This is a genomic window from Streptomyces capparidis, assembly GCF_054782095.1.
On the sequence record NZ_BAAGTD010000061.1, the window covers coordinates 1 to 16,910 of the forward strand.

Below are 16,910 nucleotides of genomic sequence, written 5' to 3' on the forward strand. Positions count from 1 at the left end.
GCCGCGCCGGGACCCGGTTCCGGGCCGCGGCCGGGCGCCGTTGTCCTCGCGTGGCCGGGCCGTCCGTACGGGGCCGGGCCGCCCCGTCGGCCGGTTCGGGCTCAGCCCGCCCGCCGCCAAGTGCGGGGGCCGTCAGTCCCGTGCCCTGCGCGTCTGCGTGCGGTTGGCCTTGCGGATGGCGTCGATCAGCTCGCCCTTGTCCATCCCGGAGCGGCCCCGCACCCCAAGGCGCCTGGCCAGGTCGTACAGGTGCTGCTTGCTCGCCCGCTCGTCCACGCCCTCGCCGGTGCGGTCGCGCTGCCGGCGCGGGCGCGCCGCCTGCGGGTCGGACGGGCCCTTGCGCCCGCCCTCCTTGCGTTCCCAGTGGTCGCCCACCTTCTCGAACTTGTGCTTGAGCGCGCCGAAGGCCACGCGGTGCGAGCGCTCGCCCTCGCCATACTGCTCCACGGCCGAGTCGTGCGCCTTGATCCACGTGCGCTGGGCCTCGTCGGGGGACCGCCGCAGCGTGGACGGAAGCTCCTCGCGTCCGGGCATGGTCACCCACCTCCCGTTCTCCGTCTCGGCATGCGCCTGCCCGGCGGAAAAAGGGGCGAAACGGAACGGATGGCTCACTCCCGGGCGGCGCGGCCGGGCGGCGCCGTGGAGTCCCCCTCCACCAGGTGCACCGGCAGCAGCGGACCCGGCGCCCTGCGCCCCTCCAACAGGGACAGCAGGGCCCGCATCCCGTGGGCGCCCAGGGACTCGGCGGGCAGCCGCACCGTGGTCAGCTCCGGGTCCAGGGCGGCGGCGAGCTCCATCCCGCCGAAGCCGGTGACCGACACGTCGCCCGGCACGGCGAGCCCCAGCCGCCGCACCGCCTTGCAGGCGCCCGCGGCCAGCCGGTCGTCGTCGCAGAGCAGCGCGGTGGGCCGGGGGCCGGGCCCGGTCAGCGCCCGGTGGGCCGCCGCCTGACCGCCGGGGACGCCGAGCTCGGCCGGCTCGCTGGCCGGCAGGGCGCCGGGCACCGCCGCCATGGCCTCGGCGAAGGCCCGCCGCCGCACCTGGAAGGTCCAGGTGCCGATGTCGGCGGTGATGTGCGCGATCCTGCGGTGCCCGAGCGCGGTCAGATGGCGCACCGCCTGCCGCATGCCGTCGGCCATGTCGTGGTTGACCGTGGCGGTGGCCCCCGAGGGGTCCTCCGCCGGGGCGCTGTCGAGCAGCACCAGCGGCAGCGCGTCCCCGGCGGGGCCGCCGCGGATGGCCGCGAGGGCGTCGGCGGGGATCGAGGAGGCGATGACGCCGTCCACTGCGGCCCGGGCCGACTCGAACGGGTCCCGGGCCGGGCCGACGCCCTCGGGGGAGGAGTACAGCACCACGCCGAAGCCGTGCTCCGCGGCGACGCGGACCGCGCCGGTGTGCACCCCGCCGAAGAAGTCGCTGGTCAGTGTGGGGATCACCAGCAGCACCGTACGGGTGCCGCCCATCCGCAGGCTGCGGGCGGCCAGGTTGGGCCGGTAGCCGAGGGTCCGCGCCGCCTCGCGGACGGCGCCCGCCGTGCGCTCGGAGACCCGCCCCTGCCACTTGCCGCCCAGCACCAGGGAGACGGTGGCCTGGGACACCCCGGCGGCGCGCGCCACGTCCTTGCTGGTGGGGCGGGTCCCGCGCGCGGCCGCGCCCATGCCTCGCACCGTCCGCCTCCGTATATCGATTGGCCCTGCCGTCGCCGCCATGGTACGTATGACGGGATCAAGTTATACGTAACACTGACCGTGGCGCCGACGCCGCGGCGAGGAAGGGGTGGGTGCGGGGTGGCTGCCGAGCCGGCCGGGGCGGAGTCCGGGCGAGCGGGATATCTGGAGATGCTGCGTGCCCGCCACGCGGCCAGGCTGCTCGGGGGCACCCTGCTGGGCCGCCTGCCGGCCGCCATGGCGGCCCTCGCCGTCATGCTGTTCGCGCGGTCCGAGGGCGCCGGCTACACCCTGGCCAGCGCCCTGTCCGCCGTCTACGGCGTCACCGTCGCCATCGGCCAGCCCCTGCTCGGCCGGGCCGTGGACCGGCGCGGCCAGCCCCGGGTGATGGCCGGCTCCGCGCTGCTGTCCGCCGCCGGGTTCGCCCTGCTGGCCGCCACCGGCCCCGAGCCGCTGCCCGTGGCGGTGCTCGCCGTCGCCGTCGCCGGCCTGTTCACCCCGCCCCTGGAGGCGGGGCTGCGCGCCCTGTGGCCGAGCGTGCTGCGCCGCCCCGGCCAGGTGCACGCCGCCTACGCGCTGGACGCCGCCGCCCAGGAGGTGATGTTCGCGGGCGGGCCGCTGCTGGTCGCCCTGCTCGTGGCCGGCACCTCCGAGGGCACCACGCTGGTGGTCACCGGGCTGCTCGGCGTGGCGGGCACCCTCGTCGTCGTCACCTCCCGGCCCTCCCGCGACTGGCGCGGCGAGGAGCGCGAGCCGCACTGGCTGGGCCCGCTGCGCTCCATCGGGCTGCGGGCGCTGTTCTCCTCACTGTTCTTCGTCGGGCTCGCCCTGGGCGCGATATCCGTCGCCGCCGTGGCCTACGGCGAGCGGCATGGCGGCGAGGAGGTCTCCGGCTGGCTGCTCGCCGCGCTCGGCCTCGGCGCGCTGACCGGCGGCCTGGTCTACGGCGCCCGCGACTGGCCCGGCACGCCCGAGCGGCGGCTGAAGCTGCTGATGGCCGGGCTCGCCGTGGGCTACCCGCCGCTGCTGCTCACCCCGGGCGTCGCCCCCATGGTGGCGCTCAGCGTCCTGTCCGGCCTGTTCCTCGCCCCGGCGCTGGCCTGCTCCTTCGTGGTGGTGGACCGGCACGCCCCGGCGGGCACCGTCACCGAGGCGTTCTCCTGGCTGGTGACCGCCTTCGGGGTGGGCGCCTCCCTGGGCACGGCCGCCGCGGGCCCCGCCGTCAGCCACGGCGGCGCCACCGCCGGATACGCGGTGGCCGCGTGCGGCGGCGCGGTGGCGCTGGTGGTGCTCCTGGCCACCTCACGGGTGCTGTCCGCGACCGCGGGCGCCACGCCGGCGCCGGCCGCCGCACCCGCCCTCGCGGACGGCTGAGCGAACCCGGCCGGCGAAACCCGGTTTCGAAAGCCCGTACCGGGCGTAATGTTCATTCATGGACCGCCGCATTTTCGGGCTGGAGAACGAGTACGGCGTCACGTGCACTTTCCGGGGGCAGCGACGCCTGTCCCCGGACGAGGTGGCGCGGTACCTGTTCCGCCGAGTCGTTTCCTGGGGCCGCAGCAGCAACGTCTTCCTGCGCAACGGCGCCCGCCTCTACCTCGACGTGGGCTCGCACCCGGAGTACGCCACTCCGGAGTGCGACAACGTGACCGAACTGGTCACCCACGACAAGGCGGGCGAGCGCATCCTCGAGGGCCTCCTCGTCGACGCCGAGCGCAGGCTCCACGAGGAGGGCATCGCCGGCGACGTCTACCTGTTCAAGAACAACACCGACTCCGCAGGCAACTCCTACGGCTGCCACGAGAACTACCTGGTGGCGCGGCACGGGGAGTTCTCCCGCCTGGCGGACATCCTCATCCCGTTCCTGGTCACCCGGCAGTTGCTGTGCGGCGCGGGCAAGGTGCTCCAGACCCCGCGCGGCGCGGTGTACTGCGTCAGCCAGCGCGCCGAGCACATCTGGGAGGGGGTCAGCTCCGCGACCACCCGCTCGCGCCCGATCATCAACACCCGGGACGAGCCGCACGCCGATGCCGAGCGCTACCGCCGCCTCCACGTGATCGTCGGCGACTCCAACATGTCCGAGACGACCATGCTGCTCAAGGTCGGCGCCACCGACCTGGTGCTGCGCATGATCGAGGCGGGCACGGTCATGCGCGACCTCACCCTGGAGAACCCGATCCGGGCGATCCGCGAGGTCAGCCACGACATAACGGGGCGCCGCAAGGTGCGCCTGGCCAGCGGCCGGGAGGCGTCCGCGCTGGACATCCAGGAGGAGTACTACTCCAAAGCGGTGGACTTCGCCGAGCGGCGCGGGATCCGCACCGGCATCGTCGAGCGGGTCCTGGAGCTGTGGGGCCGCACCCTGGAGGCGGTCAGGACCGGCGACCTGGACCGGATCGCCACCGAGATCGACTGGGTGATGAAGTACCAGCTCATCGAGCGCTACCGCAGCCGGGACAACATCACCATGTCGCACCCGAGGATCGCCCAGATCGACCTCGCCTACCACGACATCCACCGCCGCCGCGGCCTGTACTACCTGCTGGAGCGGCGCGGCCAGGCCGCCCGGATCTGCAACGACCTGCGGATCTTCGAGGCCAAGTCGGTGCCGCCGCAGACCACGAGGGCCCGGCTGCGCGGCGACTTCATCCGCCGCGCCCAGGAACAGCGCCGCGACTTCACGGTGGACTGGGTGCACCTGAAGCTGAACGACCAGGCGCAGCGCACCGTGCTGTGCAAGGACCCGTTCCGCTCGGTGGACGACCGGGTGGACAAGCTCATCGCGGGGATGTGAGCCCGCGCGGGGACGCGGCGGGGGCCCGCGGGTCAGGGCCCCCACGGCGGGCGAAGGGCCGGCGGCGGTTGACGAGGGGGCACCGCCGCCGGGCGTGTCGTGGCTAAAGTGGCCATCCGCTTGTGTAGGTCTCTTCACCACGTACGTGACCCCGCCGTCTATCCGTTCACCGAGGATTCCCCGTGCGACGAATCGCCGCTCTGCTGGCCGTTCCCCTGCTGATCGTCTCCGCCGCGGCCTGCGGTGGCGACGACGACGGGAAGGGCAGCTCGGACGACACCTTCAACGGCCCGACCAAGAACGGCGTCCCGGCCGTGCAGGGGGCGGCCGACGCCAAGCCGCAGATCGCCAAGGGCGAGGGCGACCCGCCCAAGGAGCTGAAGACCAAGGTGCTCAAGGAGGGCACGGGCGAGACCGTCCGCAAGGGCGACGCGCTCACCGCCCACTACCTGGGCCAGACCTGGCAGGGCAAGGTCTTCGACAACAGTTGGGACCGCGGCAAGCCCACCATCTTCGAGATCGGGGTGGGCAAGGTCGTCCCGGGCTGGGACGAGGGCCTGGTGGGCCAGAAGGTCGGCAGCCGGGTGGAGCTCGTCCTCCCGCCGGACAAGGGCTACGGCGACACCCCGCGCGAGGGCAGCGGCATCGAGCCGGGGGACACCCTGGTGTTCGTCGTGGACATCCAGAACGCCTTCCCCTCCACGCCCAAGGGCCAGAAGGTGCCGCAGAACGACGCGGCGCTGCCGAAGGTCGGCACCAACACCGACGGCAAGGCGCCCGCCGTCACCATCCCCAAGAACGCCAAGGCGCCCGCGGACATCATCGCCAAGACGCTGATCAAGGGCACCGGCCGCGAGGTCAACGCGACCGACACCATCGCCGCCCACTACTCGGTCACGCTGTGGAACGGCCAGCCCGGCGGCGGCGACACCTGGTCGCAGGGCTCGCCGCAGGAGGTCAAGGTCGACCAGCTTCCGGGCTGGAAGCAGGCCCTGTCCGGCCAGAAGGCGGGCAGCCGGGTGATGATCGTGGTGCCGAAGGACAAGCTGACCGCCGAGCAGCAGAAGAACATCGGCACCGACCTGGTCTTCGTGGTGGACGTGCTCGACGTCGTGTGACGCGCCCGCACGGGCGCCGTGCAAGACTGGATGGTCATCCGCGACGACGAGAGGCTCGTTTCTGTGAACATCGAGAAGCCGATGATCGACTTCCCCGAGGGGTCCCCGCCGGCCGACCTGGTGATCAAGGACATCTGGGAGGGCGACGGCGACGAGGCCACCCCCGGCCGGACCGTCACCGTGCACTATGTCGGCGTCTCCTTCAGCACCGGCGAGGAGTTCGACGCGAGCTGGAACCGGGGAACCCCGTTCCGCTTCCCGCTCGGCGGCGGCCGGGTCATCGCCGGCTGGGACCAAGGCGTGCAGGGCATGAAGGTGGGCGGCCGCCGGCAGCTCACCATCCCGTCCCACCTGGCCTACGGTGCCCAGAGCCCCACGCCGGCGATCAAGCCGCACGAGACGCTGATCTTCGTGGTGGACCTGCTCGGCGTGGGCTGACCCCTCCGGGACCCCTGGGACGCACGAGGGCGTCGGCGGCGCGTGCGACACCGCGCCGCCGGCGCCCTCGGCGCTGTCCGGCGTCCCTCCCCTCGCTCTTCTCGAACGCGTGAGCGATCATGGTGCTGGTGGAGAACCGCCGGGTGAACCGGCGTCCCGGCCCCCGCGGAGCGCGCCCCGCGCCGAGATCACCCCCGGGGTTTGGGACGAGGCGCCGCTGGCGGTACGGTCGGTCACCGGGAGTAGGGCCGCACGCCACGGCCCGGGTCCCGGCGACGCGCTGCGGACGTGACAAGGGGTGTGGGGATGGCGATTGCCAAGGCCGAGCGGCTGATGAACCTGGCGCTGTGCCTGATGAACACCACGCGCCCGCTGAGCAAGCGCGAGCTGCGCGCGTCCATCGAGGCGTACCGCGAGCTCGAGGGCGCCACCGAGGACGCCTTCAACCGCATGTTCGAACGGGACAAGGACGACCTGCGCGAGCTCGGCCTGATCATCGAGACCGGGGAGAGCCTGGACGACGACATCGGCTACGTCGCGCGCCGTGACCGCAACCGGCTGCCCGAGGTCTCCCTGGACGCCGAGGAGGCCGCCGCCCTCTCCCTGGCCGCCAAGGTGTGGCAGCAGGCCCGCCTCGCCGAGGCCGCCTCGGGCGCCCTGCACAAGCTGCGCGCCGCGGGCGTGGCCTTCGCCGACGACTCGGCCGACGCCCACCTCGGCGCCCTGGAGCCGCGCATCCCCGCCCACGAGGCCGCTTTCGAGCCGCTGATGATCGCCGCCCGGGACCGCCGCCCGGTCTCCTTCGACTACCGCAAGGCCACCGCGGCCCGGCCCGAGACCCGCCAGGTGGAGCCCTGGGCGCTGGAGTGCTGGCGCGGCCACTGGTACCTGGCCGGGTGGGACCGCGAGCGCAAGGACGTGCGGGTGTTCCGGCTGAGTCGGATCACCAGCCGCGTCCGTATCCGTCAGGGACAGTTCACCGCCGAGGTCCCCGACCACGTGGACGTGCGCGAGACCGTCGCCCGCTGGGGCGGCGAGGGCGCCACCACGACCGCGCGGATCCGGCTGCGGCGCGGCGCGGGCTACCCGCTGCGGGCCAAGGCGGTGGACACCCGTCCGTTCGACGCGGAGTGGGACGAGCTGGAGATCCCGTACGGGCACGGGCTCGACGCCTGGCTGGTCGAGTTCGGCCCCGACGTGGTCGTACTGGAACCCGCGGAGCTGCGGGCGGACGTGGTGGACCGGCTGCGAGCCGTGGCCAAGGGCTGACAGGGAAAGAAGAGGCACCTCCATGGCGAACGCCATCGACCAGACCCGGCGCATGCTCTCCCTCGTCACCTATCTGCGGGAGCGGCCGGGCGCGCGGGTCGGCGAGGTCGCGCGGGCCTTCGGCATCAGCGAGGCCGAGCTGATAGCCGACCTGAACGTGCTGCCGATGTGCGGCACCAGCTTCCGCGGCGGCGACCTGCTCGACATCGACACCGACGGCGAGCGCATCTGGTGGCACAACGTGGACGACGTGGCCCAGCCGCTGCGCCTGGCCGCCGACGAGGCCACCGCGCTGCTGGTGGCCGCGCGGGCCGTCGCCACCCTGCCCGGGCTGCGCGAGAGCGACCGGCAGGCCCTGCTGCGGGCCACCGCCAAGCTGGAGGCGGCCGCGGGCGAGGCCGCGCGCGGCAGCGCCCGCCTGTCGGTGACGTTCGAGGCCGAGGGCAGCGTCTTCGCCGACGTCGACCGGGCGATAGCGGAGCGGAGGCGGCTGCGCATCAGCTACTGGTCGCCCGGCCGCGACGAGGTGACCGAGCGCGAGGTGGACCCGATCCGGCTGTTCACCGTCGGCCACACCTACTTCGAGGCGTGGTGCCGCATGTCGGAGGACCGCAGGACCTTCCGGCTGGACCGGGTCGCCGAGATCGAGCTGCTCGACGAGCCCGCGGACCCGCCGCCCGTGGAGCTGCGCGACCTGTCCCAGGGCCTGGTGCAGCCCTCGGCCGACGACCCGGAGGTCGTGGTCGAGGTCGGCCCCGGCGGGCGCTGGGTCGCCGAGTACTACAGCCACGACAGCGCCGAGGAACTGCCGGGCGGGGGCCTGCGCATCACCCTGCGCGCCGCCGACCCGCTGGGCCTGCGCCGCCTGGCCCTGCGCCTGGGGCAGGACGGACGGGTGGTCTCCCCGCCCGAGCTGGCGGCGAGCGCCCGGGAGGCGGCGCGGGCCGCGCTCGCGGCGTACGACGGGCAGCCGGTCTGAGGCGGCCGGTCCCGCGGCCGGGTGCGGCGGGCGGGACCGGGGCGGCGCCGGGTGGCCGGCGCCCGCTTTTCGGTGGGGGAAGGTCAGGGGGAGAGATCAGGAGGGACGGCTGGTGTCCACGGTGGTGTTCAGAGCGGGCTGCCCCGACTGCGGCGGCCGCTTCCGGTTGGCCTCGGACGCGCTGCGGCTGGCCATCGGCCGGTCGAGCCGGACCACGTTCTACGCCTTCACCTGCCCCGACTGCGGGGCGTCGGTGCGCAAGCCGGCGGGGGAGCGGATCGTGGAGCTGCTGACCGGCGGCGGGGTGCGCACGATGCGGCTGCACACCGGATGAGCCGGGCCCGGTAGTCTCGGCGCATGCCGTGGATCATCGTGTACGTGGGCCTGGCCGTGGCCGGTCTGGCGGTGCTGGCCGTGCTGGGGCGCCGGGTGCTGGCCGAGGCGCGCAACCTCAGCGAGCAGCTTCGCCGCGCCTCCCACGGCATCCGCGCCGCCTCCGAGGAGCTGGACCGGGCCGTGGCGTCCCTGGCCGCCCGCCGGAGCCGCCCGGACGCCTGACCGGTCCCGGCGCACCCGCCGCCGACCGGCGGTCACGGCGCCGCGGGGGTGGTTGTCCACAGGCTGGGCGGCGTACTCGTGGCGTCGGCACCCCTGGAGGTACGCTGCTCGGCACGGCCCTTCCCCGGCGGAGGTGGGGGGCCGTCCGTCACCGAGGGTCCTTCGGGGGATTGCCAAGCGTTCACCCCCGCAGGTTACGATCGCTGGCAGTGGAAGCTCGGTCAGGTGTGCGTCAGCCGACGCCTCCCGACCGGTCCCAGAATGTGGCCCACGCCGCCTGAAGTGAGAAGGTAGTCGCTTATGTTTGGCAGGATCGGCGCTCCGGAGATCATTCTCATCCTCGTGGTCATCCTGCTGCTGTTCGGGGCGAAGCGCCTTCCGGACATGGCCAGGTCGCTCGGCAAGTCGGCCCGCATCCTCAAGAGCGAGGCGAAGGCGATGAAGAACGACGGCGCGAAGTCCGACACGTCCGCGCCGCCGCCCCCGGACCCGCAGCAGCCCGCTCCCCGTACCATCCAGGCAGCGCCCGGCGACGTCGCCGGAGCCAGGCCGGTCACCGAGCCGGACGCCACCCAGCGCTGACCAGACCACAAGCCCGCGCGGCTGCCGCACGAGATGAGGACCGGGGTTGCTCAAGCCTGCCCGCAAGCCCAAGGACCCCGAGGGGCGGATGCCCCTTGCGGAGCATCTGCGTGAGTTGCGCAACCGGCTGGCGAAGTCGATTGCGGCGATCCTCGTCGTCACGATCGTCGCGGCGTTCTTCTACAAGGACCTGATCGACTTCCTCGTCAGCCCGGTCCTGGACTCCATCGGCTGTGACGCCTCGCTCAGCGAGATCGCCGAGAAGAAGGCCGACGACGAGAACTGCGCGCACCTGACCATGAACGGCCTGCTCACGCCGTTCACCCTGGCCCTGAAGGTGTCGCTGGTCGCGGGCGTGGTGCTGGCCAGTCCGATCTGGCTGTACCAGTTGTGGGCGTTCCTCGCCCCCGGGCTGCACCGCCACGAGAAGAAGTACACCCTCGCCTTCGTGGGCGCCGGCTTCCCGCTGTTCCTCCTCGGCGGCTTCTTCGCCTACAAGATCCTGCCCACCACGGCCTCGGTGCTGATCGAGTTCACGCCCGAGAACGTGGACAACCTGCTGCCACTGGACGACTACCTCGACCTCGTCGTCCGGATGGTCGTCGTCTTCGGCCTGTCCTTCGAGATGCCGCTGCTGCTGGTCATGCTCAACATGGGCGGCGTCATCACCGGCCGCAGGATGGCGGGCTGGTGGCGGGGGATGGTCATGGGCATCGTGGTGTTCGCCGCGATCGCCACGCCCAGCACCGACCCGCTGAGCATGCTCGCCCTGGCCGGGCCGATCGTGATCCTGTACTTCCTCGCGGTGATGATCTCGCTGGCCAACGACTGGCGCAGGAACCGCCGCCGCGCCGCCGACCCCGACGCGCGGCTGAGCGACGACGAGGCGTCCGAGCTCGACCTCACCCCCGAGTCCATCGACCCCGATCCCGTCGAGGCCGAGCAGTTGGAGCCCGCCGAGCCCGTCTCCGCCTCCCGCGCGCTGACCGAGGCCAGGTCCGAGTCCCGCGCCGACCGGGAGGCCGGGTCCCCGGCGCCCGCGCGGAGCGAGCGTTTGGACGAGGACATCACGTGAGACCCGTGGGGGTGACGGGCGGGGCCGCCGCGGCGGTTGCCCCGGCGAACCGCCACGCGATCCGCACGGCACCGCCCTTCCTCGCACCTTCCGCCCCCCGATAAGGTCCCGGAGTGCATCGCGACATCCTTCTCTTCGTCAACCCCACGGCCGGACGCGGCCGCGGCGCCCAGGCGGCAGGACCCGCCGCCCGGACGCTGAGCGACGCCGGGTTCGCCGTCCGGGAGGTCGTCGGCAGCGACGCGGACGACGCCCTGGACCGGCTGCGCGAGGCCGCCGCGGGCGGCGACGCCGCGGTGGTGGCCGTCGGCGGCGACGGCATGGTGGGGCTCGCCTTCCAGGCGGTCGCCGGCACCGGCACCCCGCTCGGCGTGGTCGCGGTGGGCACCGGCAACGACTTCGCGCGCAGCGTCGGCCTGCCCGTCGGCGACCCCGACTCCGCCGCCCGGGTGGTGGCTCAGGCGCTGAAGGAGGAGCGCACCCGCGCCGTGGACCTCGGCCGGGTCGGCGACCGCTGGTTCGGCACCATCCTGGCCAGCGGCTTCGACTCCCGGGTCAACGACCGGGCCAACCGGATGTGCTGGGCCAAGGGCAGGCTCCGCTACGACCTGGCGCTGCTGGCCGAGCTCGGCGCGCTGAGCCCCATCCCGTTCCGGATCTCCTTCGACGGCGGGCCCGAGCAGGAGATCGAGGCCACCCTGGTCGCGGTCGGCAACGGGTCGTCGTACGGCGGGGGCATGCGCATGTGCGCGGAGGCGCGGACGGACGACGGCGTGTTCGACGTCGTCGTGGTCGGGCGGGTGAGCAGGACCACGCTGCTGCGGGTGTTCCCGCGTCTGTACAAGGGCACCCACCTGGACCACCCGTCGGTCACCGTGCACCGGGCCGCCACCGTCACCCTGTCCGCCCCCGGCATCACCGGCTACGCCGACGGCGAGCCGCTCGGCGACCTGCCGCTGACCGCGCGCACCGTCGCGGGGGCCGTGGAGGTCCTGGTCTGAGGCCCGGCCCGGCCGCCGGGACGGTTCCCGGCGGCGGTTCGGGGCCCGTGTGACCCCAGGGGTGGGTGCGTAAATGATCGCGACCACTGTCGGTGGCGGCCGGTACGCTCGAAGGCAATGAACGACATGTCCCCGGCGGAGCGCTACGCCGCCTCCCGCGCCCGATCCCGGGAGCTGGCCACGGCGCTCGGCTCGTTCCGAGAGATGTACGCGTTCGACCTGGACCCGTTCCAGCTCGACGCCTGCGCGGCCCTCGAGGCCGGCCGAGGGGTGCTGGTCGCCGCGCCCACCGGCTCAGGCAAGACGATCGTCGGCGAGTTCGCCGTCCACCTGGCTCTGCGGGAGGGCCGCAAGTGCTTCTACACCACGCCGATCAAGGCGCTGTCCAACCAGAAGTACGCCGACCTGGTCAGGCGCTACGGCGCTGACACCGTCGGCCTGCTCACCGGCGACAACTCGATCAACGGGGACGCCCCCGTGGTCGTGATGACCACCGAGGTCCTGCGGAACATGCTGTACGCGGGCTCCTCGGGCCTGGCCGGACTCGGCTATGTGGTGATGGACGAGGTCCACTACCTGTCCGACCGGTTCCGCGGCGCGGTCTGGGAGGAGGTCATCATCCACCTCCCCGAGTCGGTCACCCTGGTGTCGCTGTCCGCCACCGTCTCCAACGCCGAGGAGTTCGGCGACTGGCTGGACACCGTGCGCGGCGACACCGAGGTCATCGTCTCCGAGCACCGCCCGGTGCCCCTGTGGCAGCACGTGCTGGCCGGGCGCCGGATGTACGACCTGTTCACCGACGACGAGCAGCGCGAGGTCAACCCCGACCTGCTGCGGCTCGCCCGCACCGAGAACCTGCGGGTCAACGACCGCAGGCGCGACCGCAACGGCCGCGAGCGCAAGGGCTACAGCCGGGCCCCCAGCCGCCGGGTGTGGACGCCGGGGCGGGTGGAGGTCATCGAGCGCCTCGACGCCGAGGGCCTGCTGCCGGCGATCACGTTCATCTTCAGCCGCGCCGGGTGCGAGGGCGCGGTGCAGCAGTGCCTCCAGGCGGGCCTGCGGCTGAACACCGACGAGGAGCGCGCCCGGGTCCGCGCGCTGGTCGAGGAGCGCACCGCCGCCATCCCCGACGAGGACCTGCACGTCCTGGGCTACTTCGAGTGGCTGGACGCCCTGGAGCGGGGGGTGGCGGCCCACCACGCCGGGATGCTGCCCACCTTCAAGGAGGTCGTGGAGGAGCTGTTCGTCGAGGGCCTGGTCAAGGCGGTGTTCGCCACCGAGACGCTGGCGCTCGGCATCAACATGCCGGCCCGCTCCGTGGTGCTGGAGAAGCTCGTCAAGTGGAACGGCGAGACCCACGCGGACGTGACCCCGGGCGAGTACACGCAGCTCACCGGGCGGGCCGGGCGGCGCGGCATCGACGTGGAGGGCCACGCCGTCGTGCTGTGGCAGCCCAATCTGGACCCGGCGGCGCTCGCCGGGCTCGCGGGCACCCGCACCTATCCGCTGCGCTCGTCGTTCAAGCCGTCGTACAACATGGCGGTCAACCTCGTGGGGCAGTTCGGGCGGCACCGCTCGCGCGAACTGCTGGAGACGTCCTTCGCGCAGTTCCAGGCCGACCGCTCCGTGGTCGGCATCTCCCGCCAGGTGCAGCGCAACGAGGAGGGGCTCGAGGGCTACCAGGAGGCCATGACCTGCCACCTCGGCGACTTCGAGGAGTACGCGCGGCTGCGCAGGCAACTGAAGGACCGTGAGGCCGACCTCGCCCGCCAGGGCGTGGCGCAGCGCCGGGCGGCCGCCGCCGAGTCCCTGGAGAAGCTGCGCGTCGGCGACGTCATCCATGTGCCCGCGGGCAGGTACGCCGGGCTCGCCGTCGTCCTCGACCCCGGGGTGCCGCCCGGCCGCAGCCACGCCCACCGGCCCGACCACGAGGGGCCGCGCCCGCTCGTGCTGACCGCGGAGCGGCAGGTCAAGCGGCTCGCGATGATTGACTTCCCGGCGCCGGTCGAGCCGGTGGACAAGATGCGCATCCCGCGGTCGTTCAACCCGCGCAGCCCTCAGTCCCGCCGCGACCTGGCCTCGGCGCTGCGCACCAAGGCGGGGCACCACGAGCCGCGGCGCACCCGCAAGGCTCGCTCGGCCGCCGCCGACGACACCGAGATCGCGCGGCTGCGCGCGGCGATCCGCGCCCACCCGTGCCACGGCTGCGACGAGCGGGAGGACCACGCCCGCTGGGCGGAGCGGTACCACCGGCTGCTGCGGGACACCCGGCAGCTCGAGCGGCGCATCGAGGGCCGGACGAACACGATCGCGCGGACCTTCGACCGGGTCTGCGCGCTGCTGACCGATCTCGGCTACCTCAAGGGCGACTCCGTCACCGCCGAGGGGCAGCGCCTGGCCCGGCTGTACGGCGAGCTCGACCTGCTCGCCGCCGAGTGCCTGCGCGAAGGCGTGTGGGACGGGCTGACCCCCGCCGAGCTCGCGGCGTGCGCCTCGGCGCTGGTGTACGAGGCGCGGCAGGCCGACGAGGCGCTGCCGCCGCGCCTGCCTGCCGGGGCGGCCCGGGAGGCGCTGGGGGAGATGGTCCGGCTGTGGGGCCGCCTGGACGCGCTGGAGGAGCAGCACCGGCTCAACACGATCGAGAACGTCGGCCAGCGCGAGCCCGACCTCGGCTTCGCCTGGCCCGCCCACCGCTGGGCCTCGGGCCACGGCCTGGACGCGGTGCTGCGGGACGCGGAGATGCCCGCGGGCGACTTCGTGCGGTGGACCAGGCAGCTCATCGACGTGCTCGGCCAGATCTCCAACGCGGCGCCCGACGGCAGCCCGGTGCGCGGCACGGCCCGCAAGGCGGTGGACGCCCTGCGGCGCGGAGTGATCGCGTACTCGTCCGTCGGCTGAGCCGCGCGGCGGCGCCCCGGCGCCGCGGGCGTCGCCGGCCTTGACCGGCGGTCGCCGTCCCGGCACGTTCACCGGGACGGCGACTGCCGGGCGGGCGCCGGTCACCCTCTCCCGGCAGGGTCGGTCTCCGCCCGTACCCCATGCGCCCCGGGAGGCCCTGGTGTCACGCCCGCGCTACCGCCCGCTGCCCCGCCCCCGCGTCCGCTCCCGCCGCGCTCTCGGCGTCCTGGGGGCGCTCGCCGCCGTGTGCGCGACCCTGTCCGGCGCCGCGCCGTCCTCCGCGGGGGCCGTGTCCGGCGCCGAGGGCGCGCGGGACGTGCGGCTCAACCACGTCCAGCTCATCGCCACCCACAACAGCTACCACCGCGAGCTGTCCTTCGCCGAGAAGGAGGCGCAGCGGCGCTGGGACGCGAACTTCTGGAACCTGGAGTACTCCCACGCCTCGCTGCCCGCCCAGTTCGCCGAGCAGCGGGTGCGCGGCATCGAGCTCGACGTCTTCCCCGACCCGGACGGCGGCCTGTACGCCCGCCCCCTGGTCAGGACCGCGGCCGGGCTGGCCCCGCCGGCCGACCCCGAGCTGGCCCGGCCGGGCTTCAAGGTGCTGCACTGGGCCGACCACGACTACGGCACCTCCTGCGCGTCGCTGCGGCAGTGCCTGGGCGAGGTGGAGCGGTGGTCGCGGGCGAACCCGGGGCACGCGCCGGTGCCGGTGCTGCTCGAGCTCAAGCGCACCGACCCGGCGATGGAGGCCCGCGGCGGCGCCAAGAGCCCGCCGTGGACCACCGCGACGCTCGACGCGCTGGACGAGGAGATCCGCTCCGTGGTGGCCGAGTCCGGCATGGTCACGCCGGACGACGTGCGGGCGCCCGGCCGCACCCTGGAGCAGTCGGTGCTGGAGCGCGGCTGGCCGTCCCTGCACCGCTCGCGCGGGCAGTTGATGTTCCTGATGGACAACCAGGACACCGCGCTCCAGGACGCCTACCGCGCCGGGCGGCAGAACCTCGAGGGCAGGGTGCTGTTCACCAACTCGAGGCCGGGGCGCCCCGACGCCGCGTTCGTCGGCTGGAACGACCCGACCGGCGCCAACCAGGCGGTGATCCGCTCCATGGTCGAGCGCGGCTACTACGTGCGCACCCGCTCCGACGTCCCGTTCACCGAGGCGTCCTCCGGGAGCACCGCGCGGCTGCGCGCCGCCCTGGACTCCGGGGCGCAGATGATCAGCACGGACTTCCCCGTCACCGGGCTCGCCGCGCGGCACGGGACCGACTACACCGCCGAGCTGCCCGGCGGCGCGACCGTGCGCTGCGACCCCGTCAACGCCCCGCGCGGCTGCCGCGACGACCGGCTGGAGCGGGCCGGGCACTGAGGAGCGGCCCGCTCAGCCCGCCGCGTTCCGCTCCAGGGCGGTGACCAGCCGCTCCACCGGGCTGCCCAACCCCCAGCGGTCGGCCAGCTCCCGCAGCGCCCGCGGGTCCCTGGGGTGGCGCGGCAGCCGCGCGTCGAACCGCGGCAGCGGCGCGTCGTCGGCCACCCGCACCACTTTCGGCGCCACGGCCAGGTAGTCCCGCGCCGCCTCGAACCGCGCCCGCTGCGCCGCCGTGAGCGGCGAGGAGGGGTCGGCGACGGCGGCCAGGACGCCCGCCAGGTCCCCGTGCGCGGCGAGCAGCCTGGCCGCCGTCTTCTCGCCGACGCCCGGCACGCCCGGCAGGCCGTCGCTCGGGTCGCCGCGCATCAGCGCCAGGTCGGCGTAGGCGGCGCCGCTCGCCACGCCGTACTTCTCGCGCAGCCGCGCCTCGTCGATGACCTGGAGGGTGCCCACGCCCTTGACCGGGTAGAGCACGCGGATCCCGCGGGCGTCGTCCACGAGCTGGAACAGGTCGCGGTCGCCCGTCACCACGTCCACCGGCAGCTCGGAGCGGGCGGTCAGGGTGCCGATCACGTCGTCGGCCTCGTAGCCGGGCACCCCCACATGGGCGATGCCGAAGGCGTCCAGCGCCGCCTCGATCACGGGGACCTGCGGCGAGAGCGTGTCCGGCACCTCCTCCTCGTCCACGCCGCCGCCCTCCGCCGCGGGCGCCGCGACCCGGTGCGCCTTGTAGGAGGGGATGAGCTCCACCCGCCAGTGCGGCCGCCAGTCGGCGTCCATGCAGGCCACCAGGTGGGTGGGGGAGTGGTCGGCGACGAGGCGGGCGATGAAGTCGAGCAGCCCCCGCACCGCGTTCACCGGCGTGCCGTCGGGGGCGCGCACCGATTCCGGCACCGCGAAGTACGCGCGGAAGTACAGGCTGGCGGCGTCGAGCAGCATCAGGCGTCCGGTCACGGCTCCGATGATGCCGTACGGGTCCGACAGCGCGGCCGCGCGGCACGGGTCGCGGCGAACCCCCTCCTCTTTCACGTCTCGGGCCACGCAAACCTGGCCGCCGGTGTGAGGCGCGTCACGAACAGTTTGCGCCACGGTGGACTCCGGGTAGGCGGCGCCTCCGGAGCGGTCCGGGCTCCGCACGACGGTGTGCGGTCCAGGAGGGGGACCG

General features: G+C 74.0%; 16 protein-coding genes. 13 read left to right on the top strand and 3 right to left on the bottom strand.

Annotation, left to right across the window (positions count from 1 at the left end; all coding sequences use genetic code 11):
• Positions 1-132: 132 nt before the first annotated feature.
• Positions 133-534, bottom strand: coding sequence for a ChaB family protein (locus ACYVO2_RS32765; protein WP_461011726.1), 402 nt, complete (start codon positions 532-534; stop codon positions 133-135).
• Positions 535-608: 74 nt separating this feature from the next.
• Entirely contained in the window at positions 609-1,658 is a 1,050-nt protein-coding gene (locus ACYVO2_RS32770; RefSeq protein WP_461011727.1) for a LacI family DNA-binding transcriptional regulator, read from the bottom strand.
• A gap of 180 nt (positions 1,659-1,838) precedes the next feature.
• Here ACYVO2_RS32770 and ACYVO2_RS32775 point away from each other — a divergent pair, with 180 nt between their 5' ends.
• From ACYVO2_RS32775 to ACYVO2_RS32835, 13 genes are all read left to right on the top strand, one after another.
• Positions 1,839-3,041 carry an MFS transporter gene (locus tag ACYVO2_RS32775; RefSeq protein WP_461011753.1) on the top strand — a complete coding sequence of 401 codons (1,203 nt, stop codon included), beginning with the start codon at positions 1,839-1,841 and terminating at the stop codon, positions 3,039-3,041.
• 58 nt (positions 3,042-3,099) lie between these two features.
• Complete coding sequence (gene pafA / locus ACYVO2_RS32780; RefSeq protein WP_461011728.1) at positions 3,100-4,461, top strand: Pup--protein ligase; 1,362 nt, start codon at positions 3,100-3,102, stop codon at positions 4,459-4,461.
• 182 nt (positions 4,462-4,643) lie between these two features.
• Positions 4,644-5,579, top strand: a complete 936-nt coding sequence (locus ACYVO2_RS32785; RefSeq protein ID WP_461011729.1) for an FKBP-type peptidyl-prolyl cis-trans isomerase — start codon at positions 4,644-4,646, stop codon at positions 5,577-5,579.
• Between the two features lie 63 nt (positions 5,580-5,642).
• The gene (locus tag ACYVO2_RS32790; RefSeq protein ID WP_461011730.1) at positions 5,643-6,017 is read left to right on the top strand and encodes an FKBP-type peptidyl-prolyl cis-trans isomerase; all 375 of its coding nucleotides are present in this window, start codon (positions 5,643-5,645) and stop codon (positions 6,015-6,017) included.
• A 306-nt stretch (positions 6,018-6,323) separates the two neighbouring features.
• Positions 6,324-7,286: a helix-turn-helix transcriptional regulator gene (locus ACYVO2_RS32795; RefSeq protein WP_461011731.1), complete on the top strand. Its 963-nt coding sequence runs from the start codon at positions 6,324-6,326 to the stop codon at positions 7,284-7,286.
• A 22-nt stretch (positions 7,287-7,308) separates the two neighbouring features.
• A complete protein-coding gene (locus tag ACYVO2_RS32800; protein WP_461011732.1) occupies positions 7,309-8,265 on the top strand; it encodes a helix-turn-helix transcriptional regulator in 957 nt (318 codons plus the stop codon).
• Positions 8,266-8,374: 109 nt separating this feature from the next.
• Complete coding sequence (locus ACYVO2_RS32805; protein ID WP_461011754.1) at positions 8,375-8,599, top strand: hypothetical protein; 225 nt, start codon at positions 8,375-8,377, stop codon at positions 8,597-8,599.
• Positions 8,600-8,622: 23 nt separating this feature from the next.
• Positions 8,623-8,823 carry a hypothetical protein gene (locus ACYVO2_RS32810; protein ID WP_461011733.1) on the top strand — a complete coding sequence of 67 codons (201 nt, stop codon included), beginning with the start codon at positions 8,623-8,625 and terminating at the stop codon, positions 8,821-8,823.
• A 300-nt stretch (positions 8,824-9,123) separates the two neighbouring features.
• The gene (gene tatA, locus ACYVO2_RS32815; protein ID WP_461011734.1) at positions 9,124-9,405 is read left to right on the top strand and encodes a Sec-independent protein translocase subunit TatA; all 282 of its coding nucleotides are present in this window, start codon (positions 9,124-9,126) and stop codon (positions 9,403-9,405) included.
• A 46-nt stretch (positions 9,406-9,451) separates the two neighbouring features.
• On the top strand, positions 9,452-10,480 hold the full coding sequence (tatC, locus tag ACYVO2_RS32820) for a twin-arginine translocase subunit TatC (protein WP_461011735.1): 1,029 nt from the start codon (positions 9,452-9,454) through the stop codon (positions 10,478-10,480).
• A 113-nt stretch (positions 10,481-10,593) separates the two neighbouring features.
• Positions 10,594-11,481, top strand: a complete 888-nt coding sequence (locus ACYVO2_RS32825; RefSeq protein WP_461011736.1) for a diacylglycerol kinase — start codon at positions 10,594-10,596, stop codon at positions 11,479-11,481.
• Between the two features lie 117 nt (positions 11,482-11,598).
• Positions 11,599-14,379: a DEAD/DEAH box helicase gene (locus tag ACYVO2_RS32830; protein WP_461011737.1), complete on the top strand. Its 2,781-nt coding sequence runs from the start codon at positions 11,599-11,601 to the stop codon at positions 14,377-14,379.
• Positions 14,380-14,539: 160 nt separating this feature from the next.
• On the top strand, positions 14,540-15,745 hold the full coding sequence (locus ACYVO2_RS32835; protein ID WP_461011738.1) for a phosphatidylinositol-specific phospholipase C1-like protein: 1,206 nt from the start codon (positions 14,540-14,542) through the stop codon (positions 15,743-15,745).
• Positions 15,746-15,757: 12 nt separating this feature from the next.
• On the opposite strand, the gene ACYVO2_RS32840 is transcribed toward ACYVO2_RS32835, so the two are convergent.
• Complete coding sequence (locus ACYVO2_RS32840; RefSeq protein ID WP_461011755.1) at positions 15,758-16,684, bottom strand: 5'-3' exonuclease; 927 nt, start codon at positions 16,682-16,684, stop codon at positions 15,758-15,760.
• Positions 16,685-16,910 lie beyond the last annotated feature (226 nt).